The organism is Prevotella micans F0438, from assembly GCF_000243035.1.
Lineage (GTDB): Bacteria > Bacteroidota > Bacteroidia > Bacteroidales > Bacteroidaceae > Prevotella > Prevotella micans.
On record NZ_JH594522.1, the window covers coordinates 406,247 to 423,648 of the forward strand.

A 17,402-nucleotide genomic window follows, 5' to 3' on the forward strand; every position below is an offset into this window, starting at 1 on the left:
AACCCGATGCACCCACGAATAGCCCAACTACTCATCGGTATCCTACTCCTATTCCTTCCGGTTGCCTGCCAAGACAACCGGACATTCAACAGCTACAAACACATCAAAATCGGAGGATGGGCACGAAATGACACCGTTATGTTTAACATTCCACGCCAATGGGAAGGACACTACTCAATGGAACTGGACGTAAGGGCGACATATAAATTCCCCTATCGAAGCATTAGCATGATTGTGGAACAGCAAATCATTCCCGCTAATAAACACCACATACCCGTGAAATCGACCACCGACACGATTAACTGCCGAATCTTCGACAACAACGGCAACATGCTCGCCCGTAACGGCATCTTTACCTCCGAAAACACGAATCACCTTTCATCATTCCATCTCAACCGCGGCGATTCACTCCGCCTCACGATAACCCACATCATGAGCCGCGATGAACTGCCAGGCATAAGCGAAATAGGCCTCTGCCTCTCGCGTATTATGCGATAAAACTTACTACATACAAATTATGAGAGAAATTCTATCCATATTCATTGTAGCACTGACTATACTCAGCATGTCGTGCAAAAACGAAACAGAGACAACCGGCAAGTACGACGACACAAACAAGAACATGAACGAAAAAAAAGCCTTTGTACGCCGCCTGGAATTTCCACGGCTTAAAGGTGGAAAGAGCGTAGTTGTGACTCATATTCTCGAAAACGGCGAAGTGAACTATTCTCTGGAATGGGACGGCGATAAACGGTCTAACCGCTGGACATGCTATCAGCTCTACTCGTCAAACTGCCAGCAAAACGTAAAAAGGTGGCGGCCCGAAAACGGAGAAAATCAATATCCCGACGACCCCAAACTGCCCGCCGGGTATGCTTTCAGCTACGACCACTATGTTCGGTCGGGCTACGATCATGGGCATCTCTGTCCGTCGGCCGACCGACTGGCGTCACTTCAGGCTAATAAACAAACTTTCTTCATCAGCAACATGCAGCCGCAAGTGCACAATTTCAACGACGGCATCTGGGAAACTATGGAACGATGGGTGCGAAATCAAATCACATTCGGGTCACCTGACACGCTGTTTGTTTGCCGTGGTGGAACTATCGACAAACCCGAACAAATAAGCAAAAAACTGAAAGACGAATTCATAGTGCCGGGATATTTCTTTAGCGCGGTTTTACTGAAATACCGCGACCCTAACGGCGCATGGCAATACAAAGCCTTAGGGTTTTGGTTCGAGCACAAAGCGAATAAAGATGCCGACCTAAGGAAGTATGTTGTAAACATCGATAGATTGGAATCGCTCACCGGATTGGATTTCTTCTGTAATCTGCCCGACAATATCGAAACGCGCGTAGAATCTTTGCCTATTGAAAGCATTCTATCTATTTGGAACTTCGCTTCGTCAGCAAAGAAACAACGCTAAAAGAAGCATCATTCGGTGCGCAGAATCTTCTTGTAAACAAATTCGTTGAAGTGCGAAAAGCCCATACCCTCAAGCATACGCCGACTGGCAATTATGTCGGTCGGCGTATTGTATTCGGGAATAAGTGGCAGTCGCACAATAACTTTTTCGGCCAGACCTTGCGAGGCCAGCCAATCGAGGCTCTGAATGGTTTGCTTGTTGTTTTTCTTAGTGTAGGTCGAATAAATTTTACCATTCATATCCTTAACATCCACGAAAAAACGAGACACTAACGGGGCGACTTCTATTAGTTTTTCAAGCGGAACGTTGAGTGCCGTTTCGAGGGTTATTTTCCATTCGGGATTCATAATTGTAGTGAACTCCCGAATAAAACTGCTCCATAAAAGCGGTTCGCCGCCTCCGAAACAAATACCTCCGCCCGTAGCAACAAAATAGAGGTCGTCTATTTCAACCTCCGAATATAAATCGCCCGGTGTTAAATTCCTCCAAATTCCGTCGGGGCGCAGACATTGCGGATTCAAACAATATTGGCAGTTGAGCGGGCATCCGTGAAAGGCTACAAGCGTGGTTACACCATCGCCATCGGTACCCATTCTGTGCCTGTTGATGGCAATGAGCGGTGCCTCGGTCATCGCCGTTTTGCTTTGTGCGACCGCGGTCTGCTGCTCGACTTTCGCCGATACATGTCGTCGGGCCTCGAAAATCCAGTTATTATTATTTCGCCCTGCAGCAAATCATTACTGGGAGTAAGAGAAATGTTCACATTCTGCAGGTTGCTAAGTTCTCCAACCTTGACGAGTTTATTTTGAAAGCCAACGAAGCTGAACTGGAGTACTGCGTCGGGAGCAACGCGAACAGCAAACATCCCGTCGAGATCGGTTGCCATGCCCATTTGTGTTCCTTGCAAAAGAATCGTAGCCCCTATTAAAGGTTCGTTGGTTTCATCGCGTACGGTCCCGCGCACCACTACCGAGCCTATTTTGGTGGTTGTTAGGTCGTAAATATTTATCGAGTCGGCCTTGTTCTGCGTTATGCGAACCTTTCCGAGCATTGGAGTTTTTGTTTGTGCCTCTACGGCCTGCGGCATGGCTACGGCGCATATTCCGGCAGCCACCGCAGCCACCTTTGCACGAGTGCCTTTGCGCTTTTTCTCGGCGAGCTTGTCTTCAAGAAAGCGAATCTCTTGTTCGCACGCGGGGCATGTGCCCAAACATTCGCCTTTGAAACTGCACTCTGTAGGCGAATAATCAATTCCATTGGCCTCGGCAATGCGACGCCTAATCTCTTTGAGAGTCTTACAAGTGTCTTTTCCTTTGTTCATAATTAATCTTCTCTTGGCAGGTCTTTCCAGCCATATTTATCGATATCTTTTTTCATTCCGGGCACGCCCAGATATTTCTGCTTAGTGCCGTGAAAAGCTGCGCGCCTGTGTAAATTTTCGGGATGAAGTGGAAGAGCGAAAGTGTTTTTGAGTTCGTTGTTGCGCAACTGTATGGCAACAACCCGTTCGATATTTCTTTCGCTCGGCGCATCAGCAATTAACACGGCTGTTTTATGAGAAAAAGGCTGCTCCCATTCGGCATTATTTATACTTCGAGAGCAAGCCCCCACAATGTAGCCTGCAACCCACACTTTCTGTTTCCCAAAATCGGAGTTGATGAATTCTTCAACGCTGTAGATTTCTTCATCATCGGGAAGAACGGTTGAATCTTTCTTATGACGTCCGGGGGTATGCTCGTCGAGAACTTCCTTTCCACAGCTTGATAAGAACAGAAGCAGAGCGAGGGCGCAGGTCAATGTTTTCACAAGCGATGACTTTTTTATAGATTATCGAAGAACCATTGCGAAATCTGTCGGAGCAGATGATTGCGAGTATTACCACCATAGATCCCATGATTCCGATTAGTATAGAAGAGTTCTTTGAAATCCTTATCAGCTTGCACAAGTGCTTCGGAATATTCGAAGGTATTTTGCGGTTGTACGTTATCGTCGGCCATTCCGTGGCAAATAAGGAGTTTGCTGTTCATTTCGGACACTCGTGCTATCGGGTTCATGGCATATCCGTCGGCATTTTCCTGCGGTGTACGCATGTAACGCTCAGTGTAGACGGTATCGTAGTATCGCCAGTTTGTGGGTGGGGCTACTGCAACCCCGACCTTAAATGCTTTCCGGCCTTCGCTTATGCTCATCAAAGTATTGAATCCGCCGAAGCTCCAGCCCCAGATACCGATTCGCTCAGCGTCGACGAATGATTGTTTACCTAGCCAAAGGGCAGCCTCTACCTGGTCGCGCGATTCCAGTTCGCCGAGTTTCAGATAGGTGCTTTTCTCGAATTCAGAGCCGCGTGCGCCTGTGCCGCGTCCATCCACACAGGCAACGATATAGTTTTTCTGCGTGAGATAATAATCGAATATTCCGCCGTTACCCATAGAGCCGATATTCCAGCTGTCGACAACTTGCTGACTTCCTGGACCGCTATACTGAAAGAGTATCACGGGATATTTCTTTCGCGCATCGAAATCAGATGGTTTAATCAACCAACCGTTCAGTTCCACGCCTTCCGAGGTTGTGAACTTGAAGAACTGTTTGCGAAGCATATTGAACTTTGCCAGTTTTGCGATGAGTTCTTTATTGTCGAGCACCTGCCGAATGGTTCGTCCCAGGTTATCGTGTATGGTATATATAAAAGGAGTATTGCTATCGCTCCAGGAGTTAAGGAAATATTTGTAGTCGCTTGAGAACGATGCAGAATTCCATCCGTCGGCAGCTGCGAGCGGTTGCACATGTCCATTTTTATCGGCCACGTAGATTTCACGCTGCATGGGAGTCTTGGCTGCTGCTTGGAAATAAGTTCGACCTGTTTTCTCATCGAAACCGTAGATGGCCGTAACGTCATAGTTTCCGTTTGTGATTTGTCGTAGCAGTTTGCCATCCTTGTTGTAAAGGTAGAGTTTGGTATAGCCATCCCTATCCGAGGGGAAAAGAATATAATCCTTCAGAATTGTTATGCCTTCCATGGCCTCTTCCTTCACATATTTAGGCACGCGCTCTTCGATGAGTAAAGAGCAGCGACCGTCTGTGGGATTAGCAGCGTAGAGTTTCAATTCATTTTGATGGCGATTCATTGTGTAGAGAATAATCCTGTTAGCCTGTGCGGTAGTCTTGATTCGCGGAACATACATGTCGTTGGTCAGAGGCAAATCGTATTTCAGGCTTTTTCCGCTAGAAAGTGAATAGCTCCACACCGAGACAACGGAGTTTTTCTCGCCCGGCTTCGGATATTTATAGCTGTATTCGCCGGGATAGACGTCGAAGTCTGACAGCTCCGGGTTCATTCCTCTAAAGAGTTGCAAGGAATATGTTTTTACATCCGATTCATCATATCGAATCCAACTCAGCGTCTTTCCGTCGGCATCCCATGCAAGCGCATTGTTAAAACCGAACTCTTCTTCGTTTACCCAATCCGGAATACCATTTATTATCTTATTGAAAGCACCATCGGTTGTTATTTGTTTTTCTGTCGTACCGTCGGTTATGAAAATGTTGTTACCTCGCACGAATGCAATGTGTTTGTTGTCTGGCGAGAAGGTTGGGATTTGCTGTGCTCCTTCTTTCGAGAGTTGTCGAAGATTCTTGGTTTTGACTTCATAGATATAGAATTCGGCCGTGTACGACCGACGATAAATTTGTTTCCTCTCTGTTTCAATCAGAATTTTCTGTCCGTCGGGCGAGAGCTGATAGTCGTCGAAATAATCCAGCTTTTCGCCTCGAGTGTTATTCACATCGAAAAGCACTCCCGATTCTCTACCGGTTTTGAACGAGTACTTCACAATTTTTGTTCCGTCGTCCGAGATTTGCGCATACTCCGACGTTCCTTCAATCGTGTTTAGTCCGGCTATTCTTTTGGCGGCAAACTCGCCGGCAGTTATAGCATTTAAGGATATAGGTTCGCCGGCCATCAACTGCGTTGCGGCAGACAGTAATACTGCACACATAAATATCTTTCTTTTCATACAAATGTTATTTTCTTTCTTGTTTAGAGTTTTTGCAAAGTTACAAAACCATCGCGCACGCTCTGCGAAGCAGTTGCAAAATTGCAAAACCACCACACGCGCTCTGCGAAGCAATTGTAAAATTGCAAAACCATCCCACGCACTCTGCGAAGCAATTGCAAAATTGCAAAACCACCGCACGCACTCTGCGAAGCAATTGCAAACTTGCAAAACCATCCCACGCACTCTGCGAAGCAATTACAAAATTGCAAAACCACCGCACGCACTCTGCGAAGCAATTACAAAATTGCAAAACCATCCCACGCACTCTGCGAAGCAATTGCAAACTTGCAAAACCACCGCGCACACTCTGCGAAGCAATTGTAAACTTGCAAAACCACCACACGCACTCTGCGAAGCAATTGCAAAATTGCAAAACTACCGCGCACACTCTGCGAAGCAATTGCAAAATTGCAAAACCATAATTCACACACGCGCGATAGGTTCGTATAATATAAAATGCCGCCTACGCTGTGATTCATATAGCGTAGGCGGCGAGATTATTTAAAGATGCTGCGAAGAATACTAGAGTTTTATCTTGAAACTCTTTCGGGAACCGGCAGCGTGGAGAGTTGCTATGCAAACCTGATTGCGAAGGCCGGAAACAGACAACACGGCTTTCCCACCATACACGGCCGACGCGGATAATACGCGGCCGGACAGGTCGGTTAACTCAACCTTATAATACATATGGTCTATTCCCTCGATTATGCACTCTCCCGGCACGAGACGAATCATGGGAATGAGAGCCTCAGCCGACGAGATGTTATCGGGAATGGATTCCACTATGTTGAAACCGCCCCAAGTGCGCGAGGCCTGATAAGCCGCCTTTGTACCGGCGGGAACACTAAGCTCGCAGGCGCTCTTAGTTAAACCTTCGAAAACATCGTCGACAAATTCGTTTTCAACTGGCGTAGTATTCTTTACGGTTAACTTCTTCAGATTAGAGCAACCGCAGAAAGTTCGCCAGCCGAGATGTTGGAGTTTCGATGAAAATTCCACTTCCTCAAGATTGGTACAATACCAGAATGCAAAATCGTCCAGAGTTTCGGTGGCATCGTTCATCTTGAGTTTACTGCCGTTTGCGTTGGGATAGAGGCACAGACGAGACATGTTTTTCGTGTAGAGTGCTCCACCCTGGGTTGCATAGACCTCGTTGTTATTGTCGACCGTTATCTTCTTTAACTGCACACAGCCCAGGAACGGATTGTTCACCAGCTGAGGAGCTGCCATTCCCAAATGAACCTCCTCCAAGTCGGCACACTCGGCAAAAGCAGCATAGTCTATCATATTTATTCCGGCGGGGAATGTTAGGGTCTTCACGCCGTGGTTGTGAAAAAACGCCTTTTCACCTATCGATTTCAAACCGGTACCGAAAGTGATACTTTGCATGTTTTTGCAGTTGATGAAAGCCTCGTTGCTTATCTCTTCCAACGAATTTGGGAAAGCAAGCGATGACAAATTCTCACATCCTTTGAAGGCGAAATGACCAATGGTTTTGAGGCCTTCGGCAAAATGAACAGCTTCGAGTGCGCGGTCTTCCTGGAAGGCTGTCTCGCCAATGTGGCGCAAGCTAACTGGAAGATTAACCGTGCGCAGAGCCAGGCAGAATCCGAAGCAACTTTCGGGAATGGTGTCTATACCTTCAGGGATGGTGATTTCTTCGAGTCCGATTGCACCGAAGAACGATTCGGGGTCGAACTTTTCGATAGTCGAAGGCAGATTAATCTTGCTGAGCTTTGCTGTTTGGTCGAACAAGCGCATGTGCAAATGCTTCACTCCGGTCGGTATGGTTACTTCCTTCAAATTGGCACAGTGCGTAAAGGCATATCCGCCCAGATGAGTGAGCGATGTGGGGAGTTTTATGCTCTCCATAGCGTTGCACACACCAAACGCGGTGCTGTTGATTCGCGTAACTTGGTCGGGAATGACAACCTCTTTTAGCTCGATGCATTTATAGAATGCGCCGATACCTATTTCGCGAATGTTTTCGGGCAGAACGATGCTTTCAATTGTACAGCAGTTAAAGAATAGCTTGTCGGGCAGGAGTTCGTCTTTCCCTTCCTCAACCGAATATTCGCGAGATGTCCCCTGGTCATCGGTTACAATGTAGTATGTTCCTCCGGGCACTATAGTTGCTTTCGAGAGGTCAAGGCGTTTGAGTTTCTTTGGAATGAACGAACCGTATTCGTCAGACCCGCAGAATCCACGAATAACTCGGAGGTCGTAGCTGTTGATTTTGCCGATGATTTTGAGCGTGTGCACAGCATCTTCCCAAACCTTTTCGGGTGCTTCGTCGTAAAGTGCGCCTGGTGCAGAAACATTCACAACAACAGTATTGGCGTCGCATCCGGTTCCGTCGCCCTCTACGCTTACCATCCATCCTTTGTCTGTTGCAAGCTGCGTTGTGCTAACTTCAGCCGAACCAGGCACGTCGTTGAAAAGCAGTAAGCCACCGAGTTCGTTATCTTCGCCCTCGCGTTTCTTCCGGAGCGAATTATAGAGCTCGTTCAGGGCACAGGGGTCCATTTGTGTATTGTTCACGGAAACATATCGCAGATTTGGCGACGTGTCGAACGAAATCCCGCTAACGATTGGATTATTGCTTATGTTCACATCGAGCAGAGCGGGCTTATAACCGAAATCGAGTCGGGAGATGTTATTGTTGCTGCAATTAAACGACGTTAGTTTCATCAATGACGAGATGTTCAGCTCGTTCAAACTATTGTCGTTACAATTGAGGTCGGTGAGTTCGCTGAGAGTTGTCACATCGAGTTTCGAGAACTTGCATCCGCTGCAATTGAGCGACTTCAACTTTCGCGGGAACGCAGCTACACTGAGTCTTTCATTCATCGAACAATCCAAATTAATCAGCGCCGGGCAGCCGTCGAGCTTCAGCTCCTGCAACTCGTTCGAGAAACACATCAAGGTCTGCAACTTAGTCATTCCGCTAACGTCGAGCTTTGTAAGTTGGTTATTGTTACAAGTCAACGTTTCGAGGTTGCGGGTGTCGGTGAGGTTCAATTCTGTCAGACTGTTGCCCAGACACGAAAGGTCCTTCAGTTTCGTCATACCCGACAAGTCGAGCGCCGAGAGCTGGAAATTATTATCAGTTGCCAGCAGACGCAGGTTCTTGGTTTGTGAAAGGTCGAGCGTTTTTAATCCGGCCATCGGCAACATGAGAGTATCAATCTTGTTTGCGTCGGGCAGTTTAAACTTGGTTATTGGACGTCCTAATCCCACCGCCACATAGGTTAGTTCTTTATTTGGACTCAAATCATATTCCGTCACCATTGTCTGCATCGCGTCCAGATGTTCCAGTTTGGCGCATCCACTCAAATCCAACTTCTTCAACTGTGAATTGGATGTACACATAAGTAGTTTCAGAGCCGACTGGCCAGGCAGAAGCAGATTGGCCATCTTGTTATTTGTCACGATAAGACTATCAACTTTCGGGTTATCCGACAGGTCGAGCTCTTCCAGCGGAGAATCCTGTATGCAAATAACTTTCAGATTCGGATTACCTGAGAGGTCAATGTTCCGAATAAAGTTTTTACGAGAAATGAGATGCGTGAGCGTCGGCATCTTTGTAACGTCGAGACTCGTAAGCTGGTTGTATGAGCATTCTAGGACAGCTATCTTCCCGTAGATTGTTAAGTCCTGACTCGCAGTCACGCCCGTCACCCTAGTTGCGTTGGTTTTCAGTGTTCCTTTAACCAGATTACCGTCGCCCCAGTCAAGCGAATATTCTCCAGGTTCGGAACCCATAATTAACAGCGCAAACTCCGAGCCTTTGGCACCGGCAAAGTGCATCTTAACGCATGGTTTTCGAGATTCGTCACTAACGGCTGCAACCGTATTCAACACTCCGACACAAAACAACGTCAGAAGGAATAAGAAGTTTCTAACTTTTCTCATAGCGTATTAATAAAAATGAATAAGATGATTATCTAAGTAAATGGTAATAACCAGATTTTCGTGTCGCTAAAATAGTAATATTTTTCCAAACCGCCTGCCTCCGCACCATCTGTGGCAAATAAGATAAAGTAACAACTGGCATCCGACGGTGAAATATCTACTTTTGCAACCATAATTTTAAACCGAATGAAAAAGAATGAAAAAGATTAGTAAGGGCACCATCTATCGCGAAGTAATCGACTATATAATGATAGCCGTCGGGATGATGTCCTACGCCCTCGGGTGGACTATTTTCCTTCTCCCCAACAACGTCAGCACCGGCGGCGTGGCTGGTTTGTCGTCGATTGTTTTCTGGGGGGCAGACGTGCCGGTGCAATTCACCTATTTTGCAATGAATGCCATCCTACTGTCGATAGCCCTCAAGGTACTCGGCTGGAAATTCTGCGTGAAAACAATCTTCGGTGTAGTGCTCATGACCATCTTTGTTGGCACTTTCCGAAACTATTTTCCAAGCCCCACTATTCTGCACGGTCAAACCTTCATGGCAACAATGATTGGTGCCGTGTTCTGCGGTGTTGGTCTGGGTTTCGCACTGTCGCACAATGGCAGTTCGGGAGGATCGGATATCGTGGCTGCAATGGTGAATAAATATCGCGACATATCACTCGGTCGTGTTATTCTGCTTTGCGATATGACCATTGTAACTGCCAGTATCGTTGTGCTCCACAGTTGGGAGCAAGTTATCTATGGCTATGTTAACCTAATCGTGACTTCTTTTGTGCTCGACCAGGTTGTAAATTCCGGTCGCCGCAAGGTGCAGTTCCTCATCATATCCGAGAAATATGAAGAGATATGCGAACAAATCACCGCCGGTCCCACCCATCGCGGATGCACTATTCTCGAGGGCAAGGGATATTACACCGGCAATAACATAAAGGTAGTTGTTGTGGTTGCACGATTACAGGAGGCCAGACAGGTTTATCAAATGATAAACGACATTGATGAAGAAGCCTTCATCACCCAAAGTCAGGTTATGGGTGTATTCGGCAAAGGTTTCGACAAGCTGAAGGTGAAGCATCGAAAACAAGCTGCCCAGAAACTTCCTTCCGAATCGTAAACATTCAATGAACGTAAGCATCGTAACCAGTAGCAGCTCACTTCCGCAGCTTGTGGAAGGAAGTTTCTTCCACAGTGAGGAATTGTTCCGAATGATGGAACTCACGCCCGGGATGTGGCCGTGCATGGCTGTGGTATGCGATGATAACGGGCGTGTAGTGAGTAATATGCTGGCTTGCGTGCGGCGACGAAAATCCATATTCCCGCTCTACATTCTCTCGCAAGGAAGAATCTACGGCGAAGGCAACTATCGGTCGGAGATAACCGAGCCTGAAAAAACTCCGCTATTTGCACTGATGCTCGACGCTGCTATGAAATTCATGCGGAGGAAGCATTGTTTTTATATCGAAGTGAGCGACACGAGTCGGAAGATGTTCGGCTACAGAAATTTCCGCCGTTTGAATTTTTTCCCCATACCGTGGATGCAGATTCACAATTCGCTACACAGCAAGGCTCCCGAAGAGCGACTCTCCGACAAAACAACACATCGCATACAACGAAGCTACAAGGACGGAATAATAACCCGAGAGGCAACCGGCACAAACGAAATTCACAAACTATACAGACTCTTTAGAGCCTATTTCCGCTTCCGCAAACAACGCTTCATTCCCGACGAGAAGATGTTTCTCCTGCTCGGCGAAAGTAGTAACGGGCACATCTACGTCACTGTTTACAAAGACCGAATCATAGGAGGAAGCGTCGTGGTTGATTCGCAAACCGACTCGATGCTTTGGTTCGATGTATCGCGAAAGAAAAGCCATCCTATTCTTCATCCGCACCTGCTCACCGTGTGGCATGCAATAAAAGAAACTTATCAGCGAGGACAAGACCATATTCATTTCCTCAACGTTGGCCTTCCTTTCAGGCATAATCGTTATCGCGACTTCATTCTCCGATTCGGTGGCAAACCGGTAAGTTCTTACAGGTGGTTCCACTTCAGCTTCGCCCCCTTGAACAAACTACTTTCGTGGATATATAGAGTTTAAAAACGCATGAAAACAATTGCAATTATTCCAGCTCGCTACGGTTCGTCGCGCTTTCCCGGGAAGCCGTTGGCATTACTGGGCGGCAAGCCCGTGATTGAACGCGTGGTTAGGCAGGCAGAAAAAGTGCTCGATGAGGTTTATGTGGCTACCGACGACAATAGGATAGCTCAATGTGTTGAATCGTTCGGCGGATATCCGATTATGACACGCGCCGACCATCAGAGCGGAACCGACAGAGTGTGCGAAGCTCTGGATAAGCTGGGCTCCGATGCCGATGTTGTGATAAACATCCAAGGCGACGAACCTTTCGTGAATCGCTCCCAGCTCGAAACCCTCATCTCCAGTTTCGAATCGCCCGAAACACAGATTGCCACCCTCGGCAAAACATTCTCAACAATCGAAGAAGCGAAAAATCCCAACTCGCCCAAAATAGTTCTCGACAACGAGGGGTATGCAATGTATTTCACCCGGTCGGTAGTGCCTTTCATCCGCGGGAAGGATGAGTCAGAATGGCTCGCATGCTATCCCTTCCTGAAGCACATCGGACTGTATGCCTACCGTTCCGACGTACTCCGCCGTATAACCCGGCTGCCCCAATCGAGCCTCGAGCTGGCCGAAAGTTTAGAACAACTACGCTGGCTGCAGAACGGCTATAAAATAAAGGTCGGAATAACCCACATCGAAACCGTAGGCATCGACACTCCTGCCGACCTCGAACGCGCCGAAAAATTCTTGCTTGGCCAGTTGTAACAAGCATCTTTTTCGCGAAAAAACGCTTCGCCAAAGTGCGAAGAGCTAAATCCAACGGCGGGAACGCTTCGCCAAAGCGCGAAGAGCTAAATCCAACGGCGGGAACGCTTCGCCAAAGCGCGAAGAGCTAAATCCAACGGCGAGAACGCTTCGCCAAAGCGCGAAGAGCTAAATCCAACGGCGAGAACGCTTCGCCAAAGCGCGAAGAGCTAAATCCAACGGCGAGAACGCTTCGCCAAAGGGCGACGAGCCGAATCCAACGGCGGGAACGTTTCGCCAAAGGGCGAAGAGCCAAAACATCTTACACACATGCAAAAAGGAGAGGACGTAATTCTCGTCCTCTCCTTTATTTTTCAGCTTAAGTTACTTCCGAAATCGAAATAGAAGGATGGCGGGTGTCTGCACAGGTTAACTAAAGGAGAACCCAACTACAGCTTACCGGCCTCACCGAGATAACTGTCTTTCATTCCAAGGAAGTATAGAACGCCGTCGAGCCCTATGGTGGTGATATTCTGCTCGGCGGTGGCCTGAACGCGGGGCTTGGCGTGAAAGGCAATGCCAAGGCCGGCTTCGGATATCATGGGGAGGTCGTTGGCCCCGTCGCCCACGGCGATGGTTTGTTCGAGATTAACCTTCTCGACTTGGGCGATGAGTTTTAGAAGTTCGGCTTTGCGCTTGCCATCTATTATGTCGCCCACAAACCCACCGGTGAGACGGTTGTTCTGGTCGATTTCGAGCTGATTGGCATAGACGTAATCGATGCCATATTTACGCTGAAGATATTCGCCGAAGTAGGTGAACCCACCACTCAGGATGGCAATTTTGTAACCACAACGTTTGAGCACGCTCATCAGGCGGTCAACTCCTTCGGTCATGGGCAGTTTCTCGGCAATATCGGCCATCACAGAGGCGTCGAGCCCTTTAAGTAGCGCCACGCGCTGAATGAAACTTTCACGGAAATCAATCTCGCCTCGCATAGCCCGTTCTGTTATTTGGGCCACTTCCTTTCCCACGCCTGCTCTGCGCGCCAGCTCGTCGATACACTCGGTTTGAATGAGAGTTGAGTCCATGTCGAAGCAAATGAGGCGACGCATGCGACGATACATATCGTCTTTCTGGAAAGAGAAATCGATACCCTGTTCGTGGCTCATTTGCATGAGTTGGGCTTGAAGCATGTCGTAGTCGTTAGGAGTTCCGCGGAGTGAGAATTCAATGCAGGCTCGAACGCTCTGACTCTGCCGACGTATGCTTTGCCTGCCTGTGAGCCTTAGAATAGAGTCGATGTTGAATCCTTGCGCGGCAATGACATGCGTTGTGGCCTCGATGTTGGCAGCCGAAAGCGAGCGACCGATAATTGTGAGTATATAGCGGTTCTTACCCTGGCGGTCGACCCAGGCTTCGTATTCTTCGTCGGACACCGGCGAAAAACCGATGTTCACTCCCAGCTCGGTGGCCTTGAAGAGAAGTTCCTTCATCACCTGTCCGGAATTAGTGTCGCTGATACGGATGAGAATGCCCAGCGAGAGAGTTGCGTGAATATCGGCCTGTCCGATGTCGAGAATGCTCGCACCATATCTTGAGAGTATGCTCATTATGGAGGTTGTGAGTCCACGACGGTCGTGTCCGGTGACGCGAATGAGAATCTGTTCTTTTTGTTCGTTCTTGTTCATAGGGCTATTCTATTTCAATTGTTCGAGTTCGTTGAGCATTTCTTGTGTCCAGTCGGCCCCATTCTCGGCCAGCAGGGTATTTATACCGAGCTTGGCGGCCGACGCCACATTGCCGGGACTGTCGTCTATGAAGAGAGCTTCGGCGGGCGCAATGTTTTCTTGTTCGAGGATGGAGAGGAAAAATTCGGGAGCAGGTTTGAGATGCCCGAGTTTATAACTCACATAGAGGCGGTCAATGTAGTGCCCGATACCGTTGCCCCGACTGTCGAAACGGCCGCTTTCCATCCATTCCATAACAAAAGGATTGGTATTGCTGGCCAGCACTAGCCTGTAGCCTTCGTGTCGCAAACGTTCTAAGAGCGCAATGTTTCGTTCGGGAAGTTCCTTGCAGTAACCCAGCCAGCAGTGTTGACATTCTTGCCAGGAAATGTCGCGATGGCAGAGGGTAGAAAGTGCGCCGAGGAAGTCGGTGTCCGACATGGAGCCGTCTTCCAGCTTACCGAATATTCCGGTTTGCGTATAGGCGTTGAGGCGCTTCTCAACATCCTGTAATCCGATATCCCTGAATCGACTCATAGCTCGGTCTACGTCGCCGGTGTAGATAACTCCTCCGAGGTCGAATAAGATGGTTTTAATCATTACTCTTTCTTGATTTAAAATGTTCTGGGGAAATATGATGTTCTTAACTCGGCAGTAAAAGTAAGGCTTTTTTCTCTGACGCTTCAAGCGGCCTGTTTTAGCTACCTTCGCAGCATGATTACAATTGAAAACGCTAAGAAAGAACAGGCCCCCGCGATTGCCCGAATGATTATGGAAGCCATGAATCACGAATGCTGCCAGTGGTTTGCAGGACCTAATCATACGCTCGACGATTTCCACCGACTGATAACCGGCCTGGTAGAAACCGAACACTCGCAATATTCCTTCCTAAACACGCTAGTTGCCGTCGATAAGACCGGCCGATTGATTGGAATATGCGTAACCTACAACGGCGCTCTGTTGCACGAACTTCGCTGTGCGTTTGTCGACGGAGCCAGGGAGGCGTTCGGGCGCGATTTCTCCGACATGCCCGACGAAACAACGGCCGGCGAGCTATACATCGATTCACTCTGTGTAGACAAGGCTTTTCGCGGTCGCGGAATAGCCACACTGCTCCTCGAAGCGGCCGTTAAGAAAGGAAAAGATATGGGATTGCCCACCGGATTACTTGTCGACAAGGGCAATCCTCGGGCCGAACGGTTATACATTCGTGCAGGATTCCGCTACGACGGCGACAACCTCTGGGGAGGGCATGCTATGCGTCATTTAGTTCATCCTCAAAGCTCGGAATAGGTTGGAATAGAAGTCATGAAAGAATAACCGCCTCGCTCATAATCCATCTTGCAGGCATAGGTATCAAGACCATTAGTCACCACAAGATAGTCAACCCGAAGAAGAAGATTATAAGCCGAAATCTGGTCGAACACCTTTTGCGTGAGCGCTACATCGGGCGCTTTATACTCCATAATCATTCGCGGTGCCAAACGCCGGTCGTAGAGCACGCTGTCGGCCCTCACCCGCTTATCGCCTATTTGCAACTGTACTTCGTTGGCCATGAGCATTGCCGGATAGCCCAGATGTTCGATGAGATAATGAATGAAATGCTGTCGAACCCACTCTTCGGGAGTGAGCGAAACATATTTCTTCCGCAGAACATCAAATATTTGTCTACGCCCGGAAACACTTCTTACACGAGCTTCGTAGGAAGGGAGATTCAAGCTGTTCATCTTCGTTTCATTACCTTTGCAAAGGTAAGAGCAGGTATTCATAATCAAGAAAAATGCAACGCCACGCCCAACAACAAAAAACAAATGGCAACAAAACAACAAACAACTTTCCAGGGGATTATGCAAAGCCTCGAATCCCGCAACTTCGCACCGATATACATCCTCATGGGCGAAGAGTCGTACTACATCGACCAGATAGCCGACTACATGGCAAACCAAATCCTATCGCCCGAAGAGAAAGACTTCAACCTAACCGTTTGTTTCGGCTCCGATGCTACCGCCGGACAAATTGCCGACATGGCGCGACGCTATCCCATGATGGCCGAGCATCAAGTAATCATCGTTAAGGAGGCACAGAATGTTCGCTCGCTCGAACCACTGGAAAAATATCTCCGAACCCCCGTCAACTCAACCATACTCGTGTGGTGCCACAAAAACGGAAAAATAGATGCACGAAAAAAAGTAATCTCCCTTGCCCAAGCGGTAGGCGTGGTGTTCGAAAGCAAGAAGCTGCGCGACTATCAGCTGCCCGACTTCATTCAAAACTACCTAAAAGCACGGCAAGCAACCATCGACCCGAAATCAACTCAAATGATAGTCGAAGCTGTAGGCGCCGACCTTAACCGATTAACCTCCGAACTCGACAAACTACTCATAGCCATGCCCGACAACGACCGCCGAATAACCCCCGAACTCGTTGAAAAAGAAATCGGCGTGAGCAAGGAGTTCAATTCATTCGAACTGCGCGACGCCGTTATCAGAAAAGACACACTGAAAGCCAACCGAATTATAAAATACTTCGACAGTAACCCCAAAGCCGGTTCGCTTTTCGCCTTCCTACCCCTATTCTTCGCCTACTTTCAAAATCTAATGATTGTGCACTACGCCCCTAAAAAAGAAACCGAAGCCGACATTGCACACGCACTAGACATGCACACGGCCTGGGGCGCACGCGACTATGCCCTCGGTTTGCAAAACTATCCCAGCAGAAAAACCATGGAAATTATATCCAAAATCCGCGAAATCGACGCCAAGAGTAAAGGACTCGACAACCCTAGCACAAGCGCCGGCGAACTGATGAAAGAACTCATTTTCTTTATCCTGCATTAAATTTTACATCAACGACGCAAAAGCAAGGCTTTACCGTCTTTCTCCAAAGAAAAAAGGCTGAATGCTTCCAATTTGAGCATCCAGCCTTTTTCTATTTGTTATGCGGAATCCCGTCTGCTAGTTCTGTGGCTTCTCGGCTTACTTTATAACTATTTTATGTAGTAGACCGCCCTCCAGCCTTAATCAAAAATCAGTTTCCGCTTTTCTTTATTCAGGTTGAGGGCAAATACAATTCAGATATATTATCGTATGAGCCTACAAACGAACCATTATCAAAATATATCAGTGAGTGCAATGATTTGTATTTCATCCCAGTCAACTCTTCATAAAATAGGCGACTATATCTAGATCTCACGTCAGTACGATAGGCTTCATTATTTATTGAAAACACTTGAATTATATTACTATTAAATTCAAAAACCCCTGTATAACAGTTTGCTATCAAAATGAACTTCATGTTATTTTCATCGCAGAACCTTTTTATTAAAGTCGGATTTATACAAGAACTACTTCTACAGAAAGGTGTCCAATCATAGACAAGAACTTTATTATTTTCTTTGATGTATTTCCGAAGCTGATTACAGGTTATACTATATATTCTCTGA

General features: G+C 47.6%; 16 protein-coding genes. 7 read left to right on the forward strand and 9 right to left on the reverse strand.

What is annotated here, in order from left to right:
• Positions 1–6: 6 nt before the first annotated feature.
• Both HMPREF9140_RS10925 and HMPREF9140_RS06215 read left to right on the forward strand, forming a co-directional pair.
• Positions 7–498: a gliding motility lipoprotein GldH gene (locus tag HMPREF9140_RS10925; RefSeq protein ID WP_018571893.1), complete on the forward strand. Its 492-nt coding sequence runs from the start codon at positions 7–9 to the stop codon at positions 496–498.
• A gap of 19 nt (positions 499–517) precedes the next feature.
• Positions 518–1,429 (forward strand): DNA/RNA non-specific endonuclease, encoded by a 912-nt coding sequence (locus HMPREF9140_RS06215; protein ID WP_006952671.1) that lies wholly within the window; start codon positions 518–520, stop codon positions 1,427–1,429.
• 8 nt (positions 1,430–1,437) lie between these two features.
• Here the strand turns inward: HMPREF9140_RS06215 and HMPREF9140_RS06220 are convergent, their stop codons facing one another.
• The 6 genes from HMPREF9140_RS06220 to HMPREF9140_RS10665 form a co-directional block, all read right to left on the reverse strand.
• Positions 1,438–2,061 carry a radical SAM protein gene (locus tag HMPREF9140_RS06220; protein ID WP_006952672.1) on the reverse strand — a complete coding sequence of 208 codons (624 nt, stop codon included), beginning with the start codon at positions 2,059–2,061 and terminating at the stop codon, positions 1,438–1,440.
• Positions 2,058–2,750: a carboxypeptidase-like regulatory domain-containing protein gene (locus HMPREF9140_RS06225; RefSeq protein ID WP_006952673.1), complete on the reverse strand. Its 693-nt coding sequence runs from the start codon at positions 2,748–2,750 to the stop codon at positions 2,058–2,060. Before HMPREF9140_RS06225 ends, HMPREF9140_RS06220 begins: the two co-directional genes overlap by 4 nt.
• Before the next feature lie 2 nt (positions 2,751–2,752).
• Positions 2,753–3,235 (reverse strand): DUF6359 domain-containing protein, encoded by a 483-nt coding sequence (locus tag HMPREF9140_RS06230; protein WP_006952674.1) that lies wholly within the window; start codon positions 3,233–3,235, stop codon positions 2,753–2,755.
• 14 nt (positions 3,236–3,249) lie between these two features.
• Positions 3,250–5,442 (reverse strand): S9 family peptidase, encoded by a 2,193-nt coding sequence (locus HMPREF9140_RS06235; protein ID WP_006952675.1) that lies wholly within the window; start codon positions 5,440–5,442, stop codon positions 3,250–3,252.
• A 564-nt stretch (positions 5,443–6,006) separates the two neighbouring features.
• Positions 6,007–9,399, reverse strand: coding sequence for a leucine-rich repeat protein (locus tag HMPREF9140_RS06245; RefSeq protein ID WP_026253231.1), 3,393 nt, complete (start codon positions 9,397–9,399; stop codon positions 6,007–6,009).
• A gap of 32 nt (positions 9,400–9,431) precedes the next feature.
• The gene (locus tag HMPREF9140_RS10665) at positions 9,432–9,572 is read right to left on the reverse strand and encodes a hypothetical protein (protein ID WP_018571889.1); all 141 of its coding nucleotides are present in this window, start codon (positions 9,570–9,572) and stop codon (positions 9,432–9,434) included.
• A gap of 23 nt (positions 9,573–9,595) precedes the next feature.
• Between HMPREF9140_RS10665 and HMPREF9140_RS06250 the strand changes: the two genes are divergently transcribed.
• From HMPREF9140_RS06250 to kdsB, 3 genes are read left to right on the forward strand one after another with little or no spacing between them, the layout of a single operon-like run.
• Entirely contained in the window at positions 9,596–10,516 is a 921-nt protein-coding gene (locus HMPREF9140_RS06250) for a YitT family protein (RefSeq protein WP_006952677.1), read from the forward strand.
• 7 nt (positions 10,517–10,523) lie between these two features.
• A complete protein-coding gene (locus HMPREF9140_RS06255; protein WP_006952678.1) occupies positions 10,524–11,501 on the forward strand; it encodes a GNAT family N-acetyltransferase in 978 nt (325 codons plus the stop codon).
• Positions 11,502–11,507: 6 nt separating this feature from the next.
• Complete coding sequence (kdsB, locus tag HMPREF9140_RS06260; protein ID WP_006952679.1) at positions 11,508–12,251, forward strand: 3-deoxy-manno-octulosonate cytidylyltransferase; 744 nt, start codon at positions 11,508–11,510, stop codon at positions 12,249–12,251.
• A gap of 428 nt (positions 12,252–12,679) precedes the next feature.
• Here kdsB and serB read toward each other — a convergent pair whose 3' ends face one another.
• The gene (serB, locus tag HMPREF9140_RS06265; RefSeq protein WP_006952680.1) at positions 12,680–13,921 is read right to left on the reverse strand and encodes a phosphoserine phosphatase SerB; all 1,242 of its coding nucleotides are present in this window, start codon (positions 13,919–13,921) and stop codon (positions 12,680–12,682) included.
• Positions 13,922–13,930: 9 nt separating this feature from the next.
• Complete coding sequence (locus HMPREF9140_RS06270; protein WP_006952681.1) at positions 13,931–14,560, reverse strand: HAD family hydrolase; 630 nt, start codon at positions 14,558–14,560, stop codon at positions 13,931–13,933.
• 114 nt (positions 14,561–14,674) lie between these two features.
• Here HMPREF9140_RS06270 and HMPREF9140_RS06275 point away from each other — a divergent pair, with 114 nt between their 5' ends.
• Positions 14,675–15,253 (forward strand): GNAT family N-acetyltransferase, encoded by a 579-nt coding sequence (locus HMPREF9140_RS06275; protein ID WP_006952682.1) that lies wholly within the window; start codon positions 14,675–14,677, stop codon positions 15,251–15,253.
• Here the strand turns inward: HMPREF9140_RS06275 and HMPREF9140_RS06280 are convergent.
• On the reverse strand, positions 15,238–15,687 hold the full coding sequence (locus tag HMPREF9140_RS06280) for a type I restriction enzyme HsdR N-terminal domain-containing protein (RefSeq protein WP_006952683.1): 450 nt from the start codon (positions 15,685–15,687) through the stop codon (positions 15,238–15,240). The two genes, HMPREF9140_RS06275 and HMPREF9140_RS06280, sit on opposite strands and share 16 nt — an antisense overlap.
• An 84-nt stretch (positions 15,688–15,771) precedes the next feature.
• Between HMPREF9140_RS06280 and holA the strand changes: the two genes are divergently transcribed.
• Entirely contained in the window at positions 15,772–16,797 is a 1,026-nt protein-coding gene (gene holA, locus HMPREF9140_RS06285; protein WP_025073409.1) for a DNA polymerase III subunit delta, read from the forward strand.
• Positions 16,798–17,402: the final 605 nt, after the last annotated feature.

Coding starts and splice junctions, on each gene's coding strand:
- HMPREF9140_RS10925 (WP_018571893.1), top strand. CDS start 7: ATGCACCCACGAATAGCCCAACTACTCATCGGTATCCTACTCCTATTC.
- HMPREF9140_RS06215 (WP_006952671.1), top strand. CDS start 518: ATGAGAGAAATTCTATCCATATTCATTGTAGCACTGACTATACTCAGC.
- HMPREF9140_RS06220 (WP_006952672.1), bottom strand. CDS start 2,061: ATGACCGAGGCACCGCTCATTGCCATCAACAGGCACAGAATGGGTACC.
- HMPREF9140_RS06225 (WP_006952673.1), bottom strand. CDS start 2,750: ATGAACAAAGGAAAAGACACTTGTAAGACTCTCAAAGAGATTAGGCGT.
- HMPREF9140_RS06235 (WP_006952675.1), bottom strand. CDS start 5,442: ATGAAAAGAAAGATATTTATGTGTGCAGTATTACTGTCTGCCGCAACG.
- HMPREF9140_RS06245 (WP_026253231.1), bottom strand. CDS start 9,399: ATGAGAAAAGTTAGAAACTTCTTATTCCTTCTGACGTTGTTTTGTGTC.
- HMPREF9140_RS10665 (WP_018571889.1), bottom strand. CDS start 9,572: ATGGTTGCAAAAGTAGATATTTCACCGTCGGATGCCAGTTGTTACTTT.
- HMPREF9140_RS06250 (WP_006952677.1), top strand. CDS start 9,596: ATGAAAAAGATTAGTAAGGGCACCATCTATCGCGAAGTAATCGACTAT.
- HMPREF9140_RS06255 (WP_006952678.1), top strand. CDS start 10,524: ATGAACGTAAGCATCGTAACCAGTAGCAGCTCACTTCCGCAGCTTGTG.
- kdsB (WP_006952679.1), top strand. CDS start 11,508: ATGAAAACAATTGCAATTATTCCAGCTCGCTACGGTTCGTCGCGCTTT.
- serB (WP_006952680.1), bottom strand. CDS start 13,921: ATGAACAAGAACGAACAAAAAGAACAGATTCTCATTCGCGTCACCGGA.
- HMPREF9140_RS06270 (WP_006952681.1), bottom strand. CDS start 14,560: ATGATTAAAACCATCTTATTCGACCTCGGAGGAGTTATCTACACCGGC.
- HMPREF9140_RS06275 (WP_006952682.1), top strand. CDS start 14,675: ATGATTACAATTGAAAACGCTAAGAAAGAACAGGCCCCCGCGATTGCC.
- HMPREF9140_RS06280 (WP_006952683.1), bottom strand. CDS start 15,687: ATGAACAGCTTGAATCTCCCTTCCTACGAAGCTCGTGTAAGAAGTGTT.
- holA (WP_025073409.1), top strand. CDS start 15,772: ATGGCAACAAAACAACAAACAACTTTCCAGGGGATTATGCAAAGCCTC.